The organism is Hymenobacter algoricola, from assembly GCF_039539525.1.
Classification (GTDB): domain Bacteria; phylum Bacteroidota; class Bacteroidia; order Cytophagales; family Hymenobacteraceae; genus Hymenobacter; species Hymenobacter algoricola.
The window spans coordinates 48118-66030 of the sequence record NZ_BAABDH010000024.1; the positions used below are offsets into that span (position 1 = coordinate 48118).

A 17913-nucleotide genomic window follows, 5' to 3' on the forward strand; every position below is an offset into this window, starting at 1 on the left:
CACCCTCAAATTTTATAACCTACCCCGCCCTACTCTTCCCCAACCAACGCCCCTGTCCTGCTCCATGAACGCCCCGGTCCCTGCGAAACGATGTTGATAGCCGCGCCTGAGTCCAGACGCCGCGCGGCCCCGCCCTTCCCGCTACCAACCGCCTTTCCATCCTCCGCTTACCTGATCATGCGCCAGCCATACCCCACACTTCTGCTCATCCCGCTGCTGGCCGTGGGCGCGGCGCTGCCGGCCTTCGCCCAGGACGACGTGGTGGCCATCAGCGGCGCGGTGCGCGAGGCCGGCACCCAGCAGCCCCTGCCCGGCGTGAGCATCAGCGTCAAGCACGGCCCGGCCGGCGTACTCAACGACGCCGACGGCCGGTTTGCGCTGAAGTCCAGGCTCCGGTTTCCCTTCACCTTAGTGTTCAACATGCTCGGCTACGACGCCAAGGAAGTCCGTGCTGACGTCTGGGTAGTACTCCAACGAGGCCACGCGAGATTCCTCGGCAAGCTCGGAATGACAACGATTTTGTTCTGACTGCCGGCACCTTCTCATTACCAACCCGCCCCACCAATGGCCGACCCAATAAAACTCTCCGAAGTTGAACTCGTCAAGGACGCCAGCAACTATCTGCGCGGCACCATCCCGGCGAGCCTGCGCAACCGCGTGACGGGCGCGCTGAACCCCGACGACACGCATTTGATCAAGTTTCATGGCTCCTACCAGCAAACCGACCGTGACCTGGAAAGTGAGCGGAAGCGCCAGAAGCTTGAGCCGCTCTACTCCTTCATGATCCGGGTGCGGGTGCCCGGCGGCGTGGCCACGGCCACCCAGTGGCAGCAGATGGACGCGCTGAGCGACGAGTACGCCAACTCCACGCTCAAGCTCACCACCCGCCAGACCTTCCAGCTCCACGGCGTGCTCAAGCGCGATTTGCAGCAGACCATTGCCGGCTTCAACCACGCCCTGCTCGACAGCATTGCCGGCTGCGGCGACGTGAACCGCAACGTGATGTGCAGCGCCAACCCCCAGGAATCCGACTTGCACCGGCAGGTGTACGAGGCTTCGGTGGCCATCAGCCACCACCTCACGCCCCGCACCACGGCCTACTGGGAGCTGTGGCTGAACGGCGAATCGACCTACTCCAGCGCCGTCAACGAGGGTGAGCAGGAAGACTTCGAGCCGATTTACGGCAAGACCTACCTGCCCCGCAAGTTCAAGATTGCCCTGGCCGTGCCGCCCACCAACGACGCCGACGTCTTCGCCAACGACATCGGCCTGGTCGCCATCGAGCAGGACGGGCAGCTGCTGGGCTTCAACGTGGCCATCGGCGGCGGCATGGGCATGACCTTCGGCATGAGCGAAACCTACCCGCGCCTGGCCGACGTCGTCGGCTTCGTGCCCGCGGCCCAGGTGGTAGAGGTGTGCGAGCAGGTGCTGACGATTCAGCGCGACTGGGGCAACCGCGAAAACCGCAAGTTCTCCCGCCTCAAGTACACGATTGACAGCGTCGGCCTCGCCGTGTTTGTGGCCGAGCTGCACCAGCGCCTGGGCTACGAACTTGCTCCGGCCAAACCCTACCGCTTTGAAACCTCCGGCGACGCCTTCGGCTGGAGCGGCGGCCCGGACGGCAAAGCCCACGTCACGCTGTTCATTGAGGGCGGCCGGGTAGCGGACCAGGAAGGCTGCATGCTGAAGGCGGCGCTGCGCGCAATTGCCGGCTTCCACACCGGCGAGTTTCGCCTGACCGGCAACCAGAACCTGGTTATTGCCAACATCAGCCCCGCTCATCGGGCCCAGATTCAGACGCTGCTGGAAACCCACGGCGTGTGGAGCCGGACCGAGAAGCAGACCGCGCTCCGCCTGAACTCCCTGGCCTGCGTGGCGCTGAACACCTGCTCGCTGGCCTTCGCCGAAGCCGAGCGGTATCTGCCCCAGCTGCTGGACCGCCTCGACGCCGTCATCCGGGCCAACGGCCTGACCGACGACGGCATCCTGATCCGGATGACGGGCTGCCCCAACGGCTGCGCCCGGCCCTACCTGGGCGAAATCGGGCTGGTGGGCCGCGCCATCGGCAAGTACAACCTCTACCTGGGTGCCAACCACGCCGGCGAGCGGCTCAACAAGCTCTACCGGGAGCAGCTCGACGAAGACGGCATCCTGCGCGAGCTGACGCCCCTGCTCGAAGCCTACGCCCGGCAGCGCGGGCCGGCCGAGCGGTTCGGGGACTTTGTCGTGCGCCACGGTGTTGTGGCGGCCACCACGCACGGGCAGAACTTCCACGCGTAGCGGGCAAGCACGATAAAAGAACGTCATTCCTCGACTCCGCTGCGCTGCGCTCGGAATGACGTTCTGGTAAATGAATGGCCAAGGCCCTACCCTGGTAACTCCTGATCCGTCAGCATCTTATTGCATTTCTGACTATCTTTTCCCCCCGGCCTCGGCTGGTCCGCCCTCCACAACCCAACCATGACCCCGTCACCTTCCTCTGCCACCGGCCTGCCGCCGCCGGGACCGGTGCTGGCCGCGCCGCCGGCCACCAACTCCCTGTTCCCGGTTTTTCTGAAGCTGGAAAACCTGCGGGTGCTGCTCGTGGGCGGCGGGTTCGTAGGGCTGGAGAAGCTCACCGCCATTCTGGTCAACAGCCCGGCTACGGCCATTACGGTGGTCAGTGAAACCTTCCGCCCCGAGATTCTGGCCCTCCCCGCCACGTATCCGCACCTGCTGCTGCGCGAGAAATCATACGACCTGCGCGACCTGCTCGGCCACGACATCGTGTTCGTGGCCACCAACGACCCGGCGGTCAACCGCCTGGTCAAGGCCCAGGCCACGGCCCAGCGCCTGCTCTGCAACGTGGCCGACACCCCGGCCGAGTGCGACTTCTACCTGGGCTCCATCGTGCAGAAGGGCGACCTGAAAATCGCCATTTCCACCAACGGCAAGTCGCCCACGGTGGCCAAGCGGCTGCGCGTGGTGCTGCACGAAGCCCTGCCCGACGAGCTGCACAGCGTGCTGCAGCACATGACCGCCATCCGCGGCCGGCTGGCCGGCGACTTTGCCCACAAGGTGAAGTCGCTGAACGCCGTGACGGCCGAGCTGGCCGGGGAGCCGGCCTACGAGTCGCCGGCGGCGGCCAAGTGGCGGCGGCTGGCCACCTGGTCGCTGCTGGCCTTTGCGGCCATGCTAAGCTTCAACATCCTCTCCTACTACGTCACCTGGCAGCAGGTCTGGGACGTGGCCGCCGACTCGCAGCTGTTCTACCTTTTCGTGGCCATCGGCTTCGGCGCGCAGATTATAGACGGGCTGCTGGGCATGGGCTACGGGGTGGTGACGGCCATCAGCCTGATGAGCCTGAACATTGCCCCGGCGGCCGTGAGTGCCAGCATTCACACCGCCGAAATGTTTGCCAGCGGCGCCTCGGGCTACCATCACTACCGCTTCGGCAACGTGAACAAGCGCCTGTTTAAGGTGCTGCTGATTCCGGGCGTGCTGGGCGCCATTGCGGGCGCCTACCTGCTCTCGCAGTTCGGGGAGCAATACGCCGGCTACGTCAAGCCCCTGCTGGCCGTATACCTGCTGCTGCTGGGGCTGCGCATTCTGAGCAAGGCTTTCCGCAAGCCCGGGCCCCGTACCAAGCACACCAAGCTGGGGCTGCTGGCCGCGGCCGGCGGCTTCCTCGACTCGTTCGGGGGCGGGGGCTGGGGGCCGCTGGTGACCAGCACGCTCATTGCCGGGGGCCGCACGCCGCAGTACGTCATCGGCTCGGTGAGCGTGGCCGAGTTCTTCGTGACCTTCGCCAGCGCCCTCACCTTTTTCGCCACCATCGGCATCACCCACTGGCAGATTGTGCTGGGCCTCATTGTGGGCGGCGTGGCCGCCGCGCCCCTGGCCGCCCGCCTGGCCGGCCGCATCCCGGTCCGCTGGATGTTTGTGGGCGTAGGGCTGATGGTGATTGTGTGGAGTTTGTGGGCCTTGCGCAAGCTGTTTGTGTAAGTCAGCTGGCAGGTAATAGGTAGTCCTCTTCGGCTGTCATCCTGAGCGCAACGAAGTGCAGCGAAGGACCTGCCTCGAATTCTCTGCCGAACGTAGTTCAACACAAAAAGCCCTTTACCATCCGCTGGTAAAGGGCTTTGCTCATTTATCGGGCTTAGCAGTGGCGAAGAGGCAGGTCCTTCGCAAGCGGACGCCAGATGGAGGATGACCGGCGTGTTTTTCTTGTTAGCTGCTTGTCTGCTCCGCTTCCGCCTGCTGCCGCAGCTTGCTGTGCTTCTTGCCGTAGCCGTAGTAGATAGCCAGCCCGATGGCCAGCCACCCGAACAGGCGCAGCCAGGTATCGAGCGGCAAGGACACCATCATCAGCAGGCAGGTCAGGATGCCGAGGATGGGCACCACGGGCACCCAGGGCGTGCGGAAGCCGCGGGGGGCATCGGGCTCCTTTTTGCGCATGATCAGAATGCCCAGGCACACCATCACGAAGGCCAGCAGCGTGCCGATGCTGGTCATCTCGCCGACCACGGAAATGGGCACGAAGCCGGCAAACAAGCTGATAAACAAGCCCAGCAGCAGGTTCGACTTGTGCGGGGTGCGGAAAATGGGGTGGATTTCGGAGAAGATCTTCGGCAGCAGCCCGTCCTTCGACATCGAGAAAAACACCCGGCTCTGCCCCATCAGGTCCACCAGAATCACGGAGGTGTAGCCGATGAGAATGGCAATGATGATGGCCGAGCTCAGCCAGCCGTAGGGCGTCTTCTCGATGGCAATGGCTACCGGCGCGGCGCTGTTCTTGAACTCGGTATAGTTGGCGACGCCGGTCAGCACGTGGCCGAAGAGCACGAACAGCACGGTGCAGACCAGCAGGGAGCCGATGATGCCGATGGGCATGTTCTTCTGCGGATTCTTGGTTTCCTGGGCCATGGTGGCCACGATGTCGAAGCCGATGAAGACGAAGAACACCACCCCGGCCCCGCGCAGGATGCCGCTCAGGCCGAACTCGCCGAAGGTGCCGGTGTTCTGGGGGATGTAGGGCTGGTAGTTGGCCGGGTCGATGTACTGCCAGCCCAGGGCGATGAATACCAGCACCACGGCCACCTTGAGCGTAACCACCAGGGCATTAAACCACGCCGAGCCCGAGGTGCCGCGGATGATGATGGCCGTGATGGCCAGCACAATCAGCATGGCCGGCACGTTGACGACCCCCGACACCACCGCGCCGTCGGCCAGCTTGGCGGTTTCAAACGGCGACATCACCAGCTGGGGCGGAATGTGCAGGTTGAACTTGTCGAGCACCCTGACCAGGTACTGCGACCAGCTGATGGCCACCGTCGCCGCACCCACCGAGTATTCCAGAATCAGGTCCCAGCCGATAATCCAGGCGAACAGCTCGCCCATGGTGGCGTAGGAATAGGTGTAGGCCGAGCCTGCCACCGGCACCATGGAGGCAAACTCGGCGTAGCACAAGGCCGAAAACGCGCAGCCCACGGCGGCCACCAGAAAGGAGAGCGTGACGGCCGGGCCGGCGTTGTTGGCCGCGGCAATGCCGGTGAGCGAAAACAAGCCCGCCCCGATGATAACGCCGATGCCGATGGCAATCAGGCTAAAGCCGCCCAGGCTGCGCTTGAGGGTATTCGCCCCCGTTTCGGCCGCTTCCCGCTGGAGCAGCGCCAATGATTTTTTAAGCATAACAGGGAGTAACGCGAAGTTTCACTTCGCGAATCGTGGAACGATGCCCCGCCCTACGCGCCAATGTGCGTCGCGCGCCAAAGGCGCCGGGCAGCAGCGGCCGCGCCGGGGGCGGGCATCATGAAAAAAGAAAACAGAGGAAAAGCGGCCTCGGGCTCAGCCGGCCGCGCAGCACTCTACCGGCGCCTCAACAACAGCAACAACACCCCGGCAGCTGGCCCGCAGACGCGGCAGATACGGCGGCAAAAACGACTCGGACGGGGTGGTTGGGGAAGCAGTCCACGGCAACTTGTTTTTATATGAGCAGGAATTGGCACCGTTCCGCGGCTTGCGGGTGGTTGCCGGCGCTTCGTCGAGCCTGTCTCTCAGCGCCTCTGTATAAAAACAATCCTTTGGGGGAAAGAATTGATGCCGCAAAGGTAGGTTGAGGCCAGCCGGATTTGCAAGCCGGGGCCAAATTCAGGAATTGAGAGGTACACAGAACGTCCAGCAGAGGTGCAGCCGAAGCATCTCGCGTGCTGATGCTGGAGTGGTAATCACTACCATTTTGCAACGAAGCGGCAGAGATACTTCGGCTGCGCGGACGCCAGATAAAGCATGACAATACTGTTGCGACATCCGCACGCGAGATACTTCGGCTGCGCCTCTGCAGGACGTTCTTTCGGGGCGTTGTACTTCGCTACTCCTTCTCCAATTGCTTTGGCGGCTGGGCAGCGAAGTAGCGCAGCCGGTAACAGTTCATGGCCGTGTCGCCAAGCTGCTCGAGGAGGCGGTAATTGGCCACCGCACCCACCGCCGCACCGATGACGGGCACCAGCTGGGCCAGCTTGGCCAGGTCGATGTAGTCGCGGTACTCCTGCTGGAAGGTGCGCCAGTCGAACGCGTGCACGTCGGTGGGCAGGGTGTGGCGGTAGGCGTCCCAGTCGGCGAGGCGGCGGTAGGTTTCGTTGCGGGTGTGCTGGCTGCTGAAAGCCAGCTGGAAGATGTGCAGCAGGTAGAGCCGCTCGGAATAGTCCTGCACGTCGTAGCCGTACTGGGCGGCCACGTCGAAGAGCAGCTTGAGCTTGAGGCCCAGCAGCAGGGGAAAATCGGCCAGGCCCAGCAGGAAGCCGCCCGCGCCGGTTACGGCGCCTTCGGCCGCGGCCGTGGTGCGGTAGTAGCGGATGTGGCGGCGCACCGCTTCCTCGCGGGCAGCCAGCGGGGCGTCCCGCACCGGCTGGCGGGTGGTGTGGCTGGAGCCGAACAGCACCCCGCGCACCATCTGCTTGATGGCGGCCGTCAGGGCTACATGCACTTTCTCGGGCAGCAGGGCATTGAGCCGCGTCTGCACCCGCCGGGCCACGCGGTTCAGCAGCGACGGGGGCCGCTGCATCTTTTGCTGCCAGGCTTGCAGCTCGGCGTAGGCTTGCTGGTCGGAGGAGAAAGACATGAAGCGGATACGGTGCGGCGGGCGTCAGCGGTTGCCCGCAGGCCCGCTTAGTGAAAATTAACTTCTACCCCTTCGATATGGCGCTGCTGCACCCGCAGCGAATCAACCTGAAACCAGCCGGCAACGGCCCGGTTCAGCTCGGAGGAGGCATCTTCGCTGAGCGGATCGCCGAGCACGAGCAGGTAGTGGGGAGTCAGGTTTTGCAGGCCAGTCACTTCTACCGTGCGCTGCCCCTGCGCCTGGGCCGCCTGAATAGCGCGGGAGCGGGCCTCATTTTGCTGCTTAAAGGCAGGAGCCGTTTCCAGCCACTCCCGCCAGGCGGCGCGCTGGTTGCCGCCGGCTGCCAGCAGCAGCGCGTAGGCCAGCGCCGGTACCCGCAGCGAAGCCAGCCAGCGACGCCCGGGCGCCCCGGGAGTTGTCGGCAAGGCGGCCCACAACGCCAGCAGCCAGCCCGTCAGCAGCCAGAACCACAGGAAGTTGAGCGACCGGACCGCCGGATACCCGGGCCACGTCCGGCTCAGCAGCAGGAAGCAGGCAAACAGGCCCAGCGCCACCACGCCCAGGCCCAGGGGCAGCGGGCAGTGTAAGCCGGCAGGCCGCCAGCGGCGCATCCGGTAGCCCAGCCCGGACACCAGCACTGGCGCCAGGGCCAGGGTCGTCAGGTTGATGGGAGTCGTTACAAACATTCCCATGTAGGCCACTGCCCGGCCTACCACGTGCCCTATCCCCGCCGATTCTGCTTTGCCCGCAAAGGCCATGCGCGCGAAGTTGCCGGGCGCCAGCAGGGCAACGGCCCCGGCGGCCCCGCTAATCAGCAGCAGGCTCAGCCACCGGTAGCGGCCGCCGGATGCTGCCCGCCGCCAGGTGGCCGCCGTGAGCACCAGCAGCAGCCACAGCAGCAGTACCAGCGCCAGCTCGTTGGAGCCGGCTACTCCCAGGGCAGCCACTACGGCCAGCGCGTACCACCCTCCCCGCACCCCGGCGGCCCGGGCTTGCCCGGCCCGCAGGCCGGCCACCGGTACCAGCACCAGCAGCACGGCCGCAATCTGGTAGGTGACGGTGCTGGCAAACCAGTAAAACCCGGAGTTCACGCTGGGCATAGTGTAGAGCTGGCCCAGCAGCCACGCCCCCGACCACGCCCAGGAGGCCCGCCAGCTCAGGTGCCCCCGGGTGAGCGTGCGCAGGGCCAGGGCCTGCACCCCGCCCGTGACGACAAAGAGCCCGAAGGCGAACAGGCCCACGCCGGCTTCCCAGCCGTAAGACAGCGGGTTGAGGCCCGTCAGCCACAGGGCGGCAGTGTAGCGCCCGGTCCAGTTGGTGTACAGATGCGCCACCGCGGCCGGCCAGCCCAGGTTGCGGGCCAGCACGGCGTTGCCGTAGTCATCCCAGTACGGTTGATTGTAATAGCACAATGCCAGATAGGGCAGCAGCAGCACGGCCAGCGTCAGGCCAACAAGCCAGACCTTGCGGGCTACCGCCCAGCTCAGCCAGGCGCGGCGCGGGGTAACGTAGCGTATCCAGGACAGGGTTATCATAAGATGGAACTCTATATGGCGGGTAATCCGAACAAGGGTTAGCGGAGGGAGTATATCCGCTCGATAATCTCGACTACCTTCAGTCCTTCCAGGGCGTTGGTGGTGGCAAAGCTGCGCTTTTGCACCGTATCCACCACGTTTTCGATGACCTGCACGTGGTTGGCGGCGCTGCCCTGGTAGGGGCCGTAGTCGTTGGCGGGGTTGGTGGCCGCGAGTTCGGGCATCTGGTAGTCGCGCAGGTGGCAGTACTCGACTTTGTCCATGTACTGCCCGCCGATGCGCAGGCTGCCGTGCTCGGCCACCACGGTCAGGGAGCTTTCCAGGTTTCGGTCCCACACGGCGGTGCTGTACTGCAGTGTGCCGCTGCCGCCGCGCAGCAGGTCGAAGGTAATGAGGCCGGAGTCTTCGAAGTCGGTGAGGGCTACGTGGTTGAAGTCGCGGAAGCGGGCCGAGATATTGGTGATGTCGCCGAACACCCAGTAGAGCAGATCGACGAAGTGGCTGAACTGGGTGAAGAGCGTCCCGCCGTCCTGCTGCTGCCGGCCCTTCCAGCCGCCGGGCTGGTAGTAGCGGGCGTCGCGGTTCCAGAAGCAGTTGATCTGCACCAGGTAGATCTGGCCCAGCCGGCCTTCCTCATAAACCTGCTTGAGCCAGGCGGCGGGTGGCGAGTAGCGGTTCTGCATCACCCCGAACACCAGCCGGCCGGTTTGCAGGGCCGTGTGCACAATGGCCTCAGCGTCGGCCTTGCGCAGGGCCAGGGGCTTTTCCACTACCACGTGCAGGCCGTGGCGCAGCCCCTGCACGGCCTGGGGCGCGTGCTCATGGTTGGGCGTGGCCACGGTCAGCACGTCGGCGGCCGGGCCGTGGGCGAGGTAGTCTTCCAGAGAAGCGAAGAAGGGCACGCCGGCAAACTCGGCGGCCAGCGCCGCGGCCCGGGTAGGGTCCGTATCAATAAGGGCAACCAGGGCGGCGGCGGCGTGGGCCTGCACGAAGCTGGCGTGGCGGCGGCCGATGTGGCCCACGCCGCAGATGGCAAAACGAACGGCAGGTAGGGAGTCGGGCAACGGAATAGCGGTTTGCAGGGAAGCCGGCCGCCAGCAGGGCAGCCTTGGGGGGGTAGCGGACAAAACTAACGAATATCGGCTGGGCTCCGCGGTCTTGTTCTCTACCGCGAATGCCTGAAACCACGCCGCGAACAACTGAATCCAGACCGCGAAGGGCAGCATCTGGGCCGCGAGCCCCCAAACCCAGGCCCCGAACGACTGAGGCCCTACCGCGAACAGGCAAGACCACAGCGCGAGCGACTGAATCTGGGCCGCGAACGAGTGAATCCAGACCCCGGGTGACCGGGGCCGCAGGTCAGACTTTTGGTACCCACAGATCGGTTTTTAGCGCACTTTTCAGCGGGGCGAAGCCCTGGGCAGCCCCAGGGGGCTAGCGGAACTGCCGGACCGTATCGGCCACGTAAGCCACCTGCTCAGCCGTGAGTGTGGGGTGAATGGGCAAGGACAGCACGGTGCGGCAGAGGCGCTCGGCCACCGGAAACTGCCCGGCGCGGTAGCCCAGGTAGGCATAGGCGGGCTGTAGGTGGTTGGGCAGCGGATAGTAGACGACGCTGGGAATGCCGCGCACGCGCAGAAACTCCTGGAGCTGGTCGCGGCGGCTGAGGGCGCCTTCCTCCCCTTCCTCCACCGTCAGCGTGTACTGGTGAAATACATGGGTGCTGCGCAGGTCGCGGGCCGGGATGTGCAGGCCGGGCACGCCGGCCAGGGCCGCATCGTAGTGGGCGGCAACCTGCTGGCGGGCGGCGGTCCAGGCGTTGAGGTGGGCGAGCTTCACCCGCAACAGGGCCGCCTGCAGGGTGTCGAGGCGGGAGTTGAGGCCGATGTGCTCGTGGTGGTACTTACGGGTCTGGCCGTGGTTGGCAAGCTGGCGCAGGTACTGGGCGCGGGCGGCATCAGTAGTAAGCAGGGCGCCGCCGTCGCCGAGGGCGCCGAGGTTTTTGGACGGGAAGAACGAGGTAGTACCCGCGTAGCCCGCCGTGCCGGCCGCCACCCGCCGGCCGTCGGCGAGCTGGTAAGCAGCCCCAATGGCCTGGGCGTTGTCCTCGATGATGGGCAAGCCGTGCTCTTCACCGATAGCCAGCAGGGCGGCCAGGTCAGCGCACTGCCCGAACAGGTGGACCACGATGATGGCGCCGGTGCGGGGCGTGATGGCCGCTTCCACCGCGGCCGGGTCGAGGTTGAAGGTGTCGGGCCGCACCTCCACCGGCACGGGCCGCAGCCCCAGGATGGCGGCGGCCTCCAGGGTAGCCACGTAGGTGAAGGCGGGCATAATGATTTCGGCGCCGGCGGGCAGCTGCAGGCTCATCAGGGCCAGCTGCAGGGCGTCGGTGCCGTTGGCGCAGGGAATGACGTGGGGGCCGCCCAGGTAGGTGCCCAGCTCGAGGGCAAAGGCCTGCACCGCCGGCCCCTGAATGAAGGCGGCTTCGGCCAGGGTGTCGCGCAGGGCGGCGTCCAGCGCGGGCCGAATGGCGGCGTGCTGGGCCGCAAGGTCCAGCATCTGGATGGGCGCGGGCGGGGTGGAAAGCGTCGGCAACGGGCGGCGGTTGAGGTGGTGAAAGCCAAAGATAGAAACCCGGCGGCAGGCTGCCCCGGGGGCGGGGGGCGTAACCCCGGTGGAAGAGCTTGCGTTAGTTCAGCAGAGCGGCATCTGAATGCTGCTATACTCTCCGCCCTTAATTTCTTTCCCATGCTTAAGAAAACCCTCACCCTGAACGCCCTGGCGGCCCTGCTCACCGTCGGCGGCCTGACCTTCACCCAAACCAGCTGCACGCAGTCGGAAACCAAGGAAGTATCGCAGGAAAGCGACCAGGCCTACACCGATTTCAAGGATTACGTGGCCACCGTAGAAACCAAAGCCGACAACGCCGCCGCGGCCACCGAAGCCGACTACAATGCCGAAACCACCCAGCTCAAGACGGATTTCGATACCAAGGTAGCCTCCGTCGATAAGTATGCCGAGCAGTACGACGACGCCCGCCGCCAGGAAATCGAGCAGCTGCGCACCCGCTACACCACGGCCTACGATAAGCGCGACATGGCCTGGCGCAACCGCGCCGGCGGTGCTGGCAACATGGCTACCACGGGCACGCCCACGATGGGCAAGTACTACACCCTGAGCAACCCCGCCGGGCAGATTACGGCCGCCAACGCCCGCACAACCTACGAGAGCTTCGTGCAGAACGTGAAGGCCCACGAGAATGAGTACGACATCAACGACTGGCGCAACATCAACAACGAGTGGCGCGCCCTCGACGAAGCCTACGACAACGTAAAAGGCAGCGTTCCGACCCGCGACCTAGCCGAAATCCAGAAGGAAAAACTGAAGTATGCCGCCTTCAAGTCGGCCGATAAAACCGGTATCCGGGCCGGGCAAGGCGTGGATGCCGCCCGCGGTGAAGTCCAGGAAGTGAGTGCCGAAACCGCCGACGAGCGGAGTCGCGCCGGCCAGGCGGCCCGCAACACCGCTACCGACGTGAAGGAAGCCGGTAAGGACGTCGGCCAGGGTGCCGCCAAGGTCGGCAGCAAAGTAGGCGGTGCCGTGAAAGGCGCTTACAAGGAAGTGAAGTCCGAAGTGAAGAATACGGACAACGACTAGCCTTGCCGCTACTCCACAAAGAGGCCCGCTGCGAATCGTAGCGGGCCTCTTCTGGTTTATTTCAGCTCCTCCAGAAGCCAGTACAGCTTCAGCAGGTCCAGCTGCCGCAGGCTGGGCTTGCCCGACAGCACGTTGCGGTTCAGGCTTATCTGCAGCACCGCCAACCCCGGCCGCACCAGCGCACTCAGGCCCGTGCGCTTCAGGCGCAGCGCCGTGCGCAGCAGGCGGGTATCGGTGCCCAGGCCCTCGGAGCGGTATAGCAGCGCCAGGTTGCGGACGGCCTCGTGGGTTTTGAGCAGAAAGTCGGCGGCGGCTTCCAGGCCATCGTGCAGCACGGGGTTGTTGAGGTGCCGCACGGGCAGGCCCGCCGCGCGCAGGCGCCATCCGAACTTGGTGTCTTCGTGGCCGTAGCGGGTCAGCTGTTCATCGAGGCCAAAGCGGCGGAAGATATCGGCCCGGATGAGCAGGTTGTTGAGCGTGAGCTGGGCGTGCGGCTCCTTCTGGCGGACGGCGCACGGGCGGGCTTCCCGCTCCCGGCCGTAGTGCCAGCGCAGAAACAGGTTCGGGTCGGCGGGCGCGGCAAACTCGTAGATGGTACCGCCCACCAGCACCGGGGCCAGGGTGGCGGCAGCGGCGTAGCGGGCCACATACTGGTCGTCGGGCAGCAGGCTGTCGTTGTCGAGCAGCAGCAGCCACTCGTGGCGGGCGGCTTCGGCCAGACGGTTGCGGATGGCGGCACGGCCCACGTTGTGCGGCAGCTCCACGTAGCACACCATCGGCCAAGCCGCCAGCAGGCGGTTGAGCTCCCTAAATTCCGGGGTCGAGCCGTCGTCGAAGCACAGGATTTCCACCGCCCCGCCCCAGTCGGCCGCCTGCTCCAGCAGGTTGCTGACCAGCACCGTCACGTCGCGGTTGTACACTGGAATCAGCACCGAGAGGCCCGCCATCAGAATTCTCCTTTTAGCTCGAACGGGGTTTTGGCCGAGTCCAGCAGCTGGCCGTTTTCGCACTTCAGCACCCGTTTCGGATACTGCCGGATGATCTGGTAGTTGTGGGTCGCCATGAGCACGGCCGTACCCGAGTTGTTGATTTCGACAAACAGGCGCATGATGCTGTCGGCCACGTCGGGGTCGAGGTTGCCGGTGGGCTCGTCGGCGAGCAGCAGCAGCGGCTCGTTGAGCAGGGCGCGGGCAATGACCACGCGCTGCTGCTCGCCGCCGGAAAGCTGGTGGGGCATCTTGCTGGCCGAGCCGGCCAGCCCGACGCGCATGAGCACCTCCGAAATCCGCTGCTGAATCTTGGCTTTGCCGCTCCAGCCGGTGGCTTTGAGCACAAAAATCAGGTTCTCGGCCACCGTCCGGTCAAACAGCAGCTGAAAGTCCTGGAAGATGATGCCCAGCTTCCGGCGCAGAAACGGGACTTTGCCGCTGCTGAGCCTGGGCAGCGCGTAGCCCACCACCGAGGCGGCTCCCGCGCCTACCGGCAGGTCGGCGTACAGGGTTTTGAGCAGGGAGCTTTTACCCGAGCCGGTGCGACCCACCAGGTAGGCAAACTCGCCTTTTTCCAGCGTAAACGACACTTTCTGCAGCACCGTATTCACGTCCTGCATCACGAATACCTCGTGCAATTCAATAACGGACATGCGTTTTGGGGTCTTGGGAGCTTGGGGTCTTGGGAGCTTGGGGCTTGGAGCTTGGGGCTTGGAGCTTGGGGACTGTTCTACTGGTTTTGGTCAGAACAAATTCCAAACCCCCACTAACCAAGACCCTAAGACCCCAAAATCAGATTTCCAGCTTTTGCAGCTTACCAAACTCCAGGCCGGCAATGACGGCGGCCAGCTCGGTTTCCTTGCTTTCCAGGCCGTAGCGGTGCAGGTCCTTCAGGGGCCGGTCGGCCCGGAAATAGGCAATGAGCACGAAGTTCTCGTCCCGCAGCTGAATGTAGTCCGGAATCTTGGCCTTGCCTTTTACTTTGATGATGTACATGGGCGGTTTGGGTCTTAGGATCCTGGGGGCTTGGATTGTAGGCTATCAGAACAAAAAGCCAAGACCCTAAGTCCCCAAGACCCCAAAATCCATTTACGCGTTTACGCGCTTGTGGTCGGCCAGGAAGGTGGCCAGACCGCTGTCGGTCAGCGGGTGCTTGAGGAGTCCGGTAATCACGCTCAGCGGGCAGGTTACCACATCGGCCCCGATTTCGGCGCACTGAATCAGGTGGGGCACGTGGCGCACGGAGGCGGCCAGCACCTGCGTGGGGTAGCCGTAGTTGCTGAAGATCTGCACAATCTGCTCGACCAGCTGCAGGCCATCGTGCCCGATATCATCGAGGCGCCCCACAAACGGCGACACGTAGGTGGCGCCGGCTTTGGCGGCCAGCAGCGCCTGCCCGGCCGAGAAAATCAGCGTGCAGTTGGTTTTGATGCCCTTCTCCGAAAAGTAGCAGATGGCTTTCACCCCGTCGCGGGTCATGGGCACCTTCACCACGATGTTGGGGTGCAGGTCGGCCAGCATCTCGCCTTCGCGCACCATCTCGGCAAACTCCACCGCAATGACCTCGGCCGAAACGTCGCCTTCCACCAGCTCGCAGATCTGCCGGTAGTGCGCCATGATGTTGTCCACGCCCTTGATGCCCTCCTTGGCCATCAGGGAGGGGTTGGTGGTGACGCCATCGAGCACGCCGAGGTCCACGGCTTCCTGAATGTCTTTGAGGTTGGCAGTATCAATGAAGAACTTCATGCGCGAATTGCTTGGAAAAGAGAATGCCCCAAAGCTAACCGTTTGCCGGCAAACGCGGCGGGGTCAGCTCTGAGGCTTGGGACAGGGGCAAAAAAAAGCGAGCCAAAATCGCACCGCTCAACCGTTTACCCTTGCTACCTTCCGGTCCTGGGGGAGTTCAACAGGAGCTGGTCGTTCTGACTCGCCGGGCCAAAGGTACGCAGGAAATTGACGGCGGCAAATAAAAAAGCAGTTTTGGGCCGGCCATTCCCCCTTTCCGGGCCGTTCTGGCTCGAATCCAGCGGCTTATTTTTCTACAAGCCCTTGGTTACATCCTGAGCTGACGGATACACTGAAGGGCCCGCGGCCCGGCGGCGGGCAGCTTATTTATTATAAAAAGCTTTCTCAGCCGCTTTACCCTGCTTTTTGAGCTGCCGCTTGTAGTGGTCGATGGGCTCCAGGTTGAAGGTTACGGGCTGGGGATTGCTCACGCGCAGCGCCGCTTCCTCGTAGCCGGCGTAGGTCACGCGCAGCACGGGCGCCGAAACTCCGGAGCGCAGCACATAGGTACCCTCGGCGTTGGTCACCACCAGCTGATCCCTCTCGGAGCCAACGGATACCAGCGCCCCGGCCAGGGGCATACCCTTCTCATTCAGCACCGTACCAACGAACAGCCGGCTGGACGGCTCGGCCCTAGCGGGGGCAACCTCGGTAGCAACCGGGGTAAGCACGGCCAGGGACTCGGAAGGCAGCTGGCGCTGGGTGGCCAACTGATCCGACTGGGCGGCCGCGCCCGCGGGCAACAGCAGGCCGAATCCGAAAACGCAGGAGTAGCAGAGCTTTTTCATGTAGTGTCTGTTAGAAGAAGAGTCTGAGAGAAGAAGTCAGCAGTGGTTTACCAGCAGTGCCAGGAGACAGCCGTTTCAAACCTTGATGTAATTATACAGTTAAATACTTTTACTATTTATATAAATAAGCATAAAATTTATTCACACAGTGCTAACAAACAGAAATAAGGCATCCGGGCTGGGCCTAACTCGTTGGATGTCGGCGCTATATTTTGCCCGGGCCGGATGCCTTCCTACCTTTGCCGCATGCCCGAACAAATCCTGATTCTCGATTTTGGCTCCCAGTATACCCAGCTCATTGCCCGGCGCATCCGGGAACTGAACGTGTACTGCGAGATTCACCCCTATACCAGCGCCCCGGACCTCACTGAGGACATCCGGGGCGTTGTGCTTTCGGGCTCGCCATGCTCGGTGCGCGACCCGGAAGCACCCAACCCCGACCTGAGCCGCTACCTGGGCCGCGTGCCGGTGCTGGGCGTGTGCTACGGAGCCCAGCTGCTGGCCCAGCAGGGCGGCGGGGAGGTATTGCCGGCCACGATTCGCGAATATGGCCGCGCCCGCCTCACCCACCTCGACCCGGCCAGTGCGCTGATGCGCGAGCTGACCCTCGACTCGCAGGTGTGGATGTCGCACGGCGACACGATTAGCCGCCTGCCGGCGGGCTACGACATCATTGCCGGCACGCCGGAAGTAGCCGTGGCCGCCTACCACGTGCAGGGGCAGCAGACCTACGGCATCCAGTTTCACCCCGAGGTGACGCACTCGTCGGAGGGCAAGCTGCTGATGCGCAACTTCGTGCTCGACATCTGCGGCTGCGCGGCCGACTGGACGCCGGAGCACTTCGTCGACAGCATGGTGCTGGCCCTGCAAAACACCATCGGCCCCAACGACCAGGTGATTCTGGGCCTGTCAGGCGGTGTCGATTCGAGTGTGGCGGCGCTGCTGCTGCACCGGGCCATTGGGCCGCGGCTGCACGGCATCTTCGTCAACAACGGCCTGCTGCGCCAGGATGAGTACGAAGACGTGCTGCACTCCTACAAGGACCTCGGCCTGAACGTGCGCGGTGTGGATGCCTCCCAGGAATTTTACGCCGGCCTGGCGGGCCTGTCCGACCCGGAGCTGAAGCGCAAAGCCATTGGCCGCACCTTTATTGAGGTATTTGACCGGGAAGCCCAGAAAGTAGACGGCGCCCGGTGGCTGGCCCAGGGCACCATTTACCCCGACGTGATTGAGTCGGTGTCGGTGAAGGGGCCGGCCGTGACCATCAAGAGCCACCACAACGTGGGTGGGCTGCCCGACAAGATGAACCTGAAGATCGTGGAGCCGCTACGGGCCCTGTTCAAGGACGAGGTGCGGCTGGTGGGCGACGCGCTGGGCCTGCCCCACAACATCCTGCACCGCCACCCCTTCCCCGGCCCGGGGCTGGGCATCCGCATCCTGGGCGACATCACGCCCCAGAAAGTGGCGCTGCTCCAGCGCGCCGACGCCATTTTCATCAACGGCCTGAAAGACTACGGCCTCTACGACCAGGTGTGGCAGGCCGGCGTGATGCTGCTGCCGATTCAGAGCGTGGGCGTGATGGGCGACGAGCGGACCTACGAGCAGGTGGTCGCCCTGCGCGCCGTGACCAGCGTGGACGGCATGACGGCCGACTGGGCCCACCTGCCCTACGACTTCCTGGCCGACGTATCGAACAAGATCATCAACCAAGTGCGCGGCATCAACCGCGTGGTGTACGATATCAGCTCGAAGCCTCCGGCCACGATTGAGTGGGAATAGCCCCTCAGACGCGTCCCGACGACTTGTACACAAAAAGCTGCCCCGGTATTTCGGGGCAGCTTTTTGCGTAGTGTGCTGGCGGGGTCAGTCTGCGGTTGAGCAGCTACTTTTGCAGCCCCTCCAATTTCAACGCCCATGCTTTTTGCCGCTTTAGCTGTTGCCCTGATTAGCTTGTAGACTTGTTCCTAAATAGCCTCTTTCTTTTTAGTCAGATGCCAATTCCAGATTCCACAAGCTACGGCCATGATTCGGTCGTTAAAAGAGGCGGATTTGTTGCG

General features: G+C 64.1%; 15 protein-coding genes, 1 other RNA gene and 1 riboswitch. Of the genes, 5 read left to right on the plus strand and 11 right to left on the minus strand.

What is annotated here, in order from left to right:
• Positions 1-177: 177 nt before the first annotated feature.
• The 3 genes from ABD842_RS08005 (at position 178) to ABD842_RS08015 (ending at position 3984) form a co-directional block, all read left to right on the plus strand.
• Positions 178-528 (plus strand): carboxypeptidase-like regulatory domain-containing protein, encoded by a 351-nt coding sequence (locus ABD842_RS08005; RefSeq protein ID WP_345112394.1) that lies wholly within the window; start codon positions 178-180, stop codon positions 526-528.
• A gap of 36 nt (positions 529-564) precedes the next feature.
• Positions 565-2280 carry an NADPH-dependent assimilatory sulfite reductase hemoprotein subunit gene (locus ABD842_RS08010; RefSeq protein ID WP_345112395.1) on the plus strand — a complete coding sequence of 572 codons (1716 nt, stop codon included), beginning with the start codon at positions 565-567 and terminating at the stop codon, positions 2278-2280.
• A 180-nt stretch (positions 2281-2460) separates the two neighbouring features.
• Positions 2461-3984 carry a TSUP family transporter gene (locus ABD842_RS08015; RefSeq protein ID WP_345112396.1) on the plus strand — a complete coding sequence of 508 codons (1524 nt, stop codon included), beginning with the start codon at positions 2461-2463 and terminating at the stop codon, positions 3982-3984.
• Positions 3985-4209: 225 nt separating this feature from the next.
• On the opposite strand, the gene ABD842_RS08020 is transcribed toward ABD842_RS08015, so the two are convergent.
• From ABD842_RS08020 to ABD842_RS08040, 5 genes are all read right to left on the minus strand, one after another.
• Positions 4210-5670: an amino acid permease gene (locus ABD842_RS08020; protein WP_345112398.1), complete on the minus strand. Its 1461-nt coding sequence runs from the start codon at positions 5668-5670 to the stop codon at positions 4210-4212.
• 292 nt (positions 5671-5962) lie between these two features.
• A riboswitch (SAM riboswitch) is annotated at positions 5963-6055 on the minus strand.
• Between the two features lie 294 nt (positions 6056-6349).
• A complete protein-coding gene (locus ABD842_RS08025; protein WP_345112400.1) occupies positions 6350-7099 on the minus strand; it encodes an EcsC family protein in 750 nt (249 codons plus the stop codon).
• A gap of 47 nt (positions 7100-7146) precedes the next feature.
• On the minus strand, positions 7147-8634 hold the full coding sequence (locus tag ABD842_RS08030; RefSeq protein WP_345112401.1) for a hypothetical protein: 1488 nt from the start codon (positions 8632-8634) through the stop codon (positions 7147-7149).
• A 38-nt stretch (positions 8635-8672) separates the two neighbouring features.
• Complete coding sequence (locus tag ABD842_RS08035) at positions 8673-9761, minus strand: Gfo/Idh/MocA family protein (protein WP_345112403.1); 1089 nt, start codon at positions 9759-9761, stop codon at positions 8673-8675.
• Positions 9762-10068: 307 nt separating this feature from the next.
• On the minus strand, positions 10069-11232 hold the full coding sequence (locus ABD842_RS08040; RefSeq protein WP_345112405.1) for a DegT/DnrJ/EryC1/StrS family aminotransferase: 1164 nt from the start codon (positions 11230-11232) through the stop codon (positions 10069-10071).
• 153 nt (positions 11233-11385) lie between these two features.
• On the opposite strand from ABD842_RS08040, the gene ABD842_RS08045 reads away from it, so the two are divergent.
• Positions 11386-12294, plus strand: coding sequence for a hypothetical protein (locus tag ABD842_RS08045; RefSeq protein WP_345112406.1), 909 nt, complete (start codon positions 11386-11388; stop codon positions 12292-12294).
• 56 nt (positions 12295-12350) lie between these two features.
• Here ABD842_RS08045 and ABD842_RS08050 read toward each other — a convergent pair whose 3' ends face one another.
• The 6 genes from ABD842_RS08050 to ABD842_RS08075 form a co-directional block, all read right to left on the minus strand.
• The gene (locus ABD842_RS08050; protein ID WP_345112408.1) at positions 12351-13241 is read right to left on the minus strand and encodes a glycosyltransferase family 2 protein; all 891 of its coding nucleotides are present in this window, start codon (positions 13239-13241) and stop codon (positions 12351-12353) included.
• Positions 13241-13936 (minus strand): cell division ATP-binding protein FtsE, encoded by a 696-nt coding sequence (locus ABD842_RS08055; protein WP_345112410.1) that lies wholly within the window; start codon positions 13934-13936, stop codon positions 13241-13243. The genes ABD842_RS08050 and ABD842_RS08055 overlap by 1 nt, the downstream gene beginning before the upstream one ends.
• Before the next feature lie 139 nt (positions 13937-14075).
• Entirely contained in the window at positions 14076-14279 is a 204-nt protein-coding gene (locus ABD842_RS08060) for a fructose-6-phosphate aldolase (RefSeq protein ID WP_345112411.1), read from the minus strand.
• 93 nt (positions 14280-14372) lie between these two features.
• Positions 14373-15029, minus strand: a complete 657-nt coding sequence (fsa, locus tag ABD842_RS08065) for a fructose-6-phosphate aldolase (RefSeq protein ID WP_345112412.1) — start codon at positions 15027-15029, stop codon at positions 14373-14375.
• Between the two features lie 91 nt (positions 15030-15120).
• An RNA gene (gene ffs / locus ABD842_RS08070) (signal recognition particle sRNA small type) lies at positions 15121-15217 on the minus strand.
• A gap of 174 nt (positions 15218-15391) precedes the next feature.
• Positions 15392-15856, minus strand: a complete 465-nt coding sequence (locus ABD842_RS08075; RefSeq protein WP_345112413.1) for a carboxypeptidase-like regulatory domain-containing protein — start codon at positions 15854-15856, stop codon at positions 15392-15394.
• A 246-nt stretch (positions 15857-16102) separates the two neighbouring features.
• Between ABD842_RS08075 and guaA the strand changes: the two genes are divergently transcribed.
• On the plus strand, positions 16103-17635 hold the full coding sequence (gene guaA, locus ABD842_RS08080; RefSeq protein ID WP_345112415.1) for a glutamine-hydrolyzing GMP synthase: 1533 nt from the start codon (positions 16103-16105) through the stop codon (positions 17633-17635).
• Positions 17636-17913 lie beyond the last annotated feature (278 nt).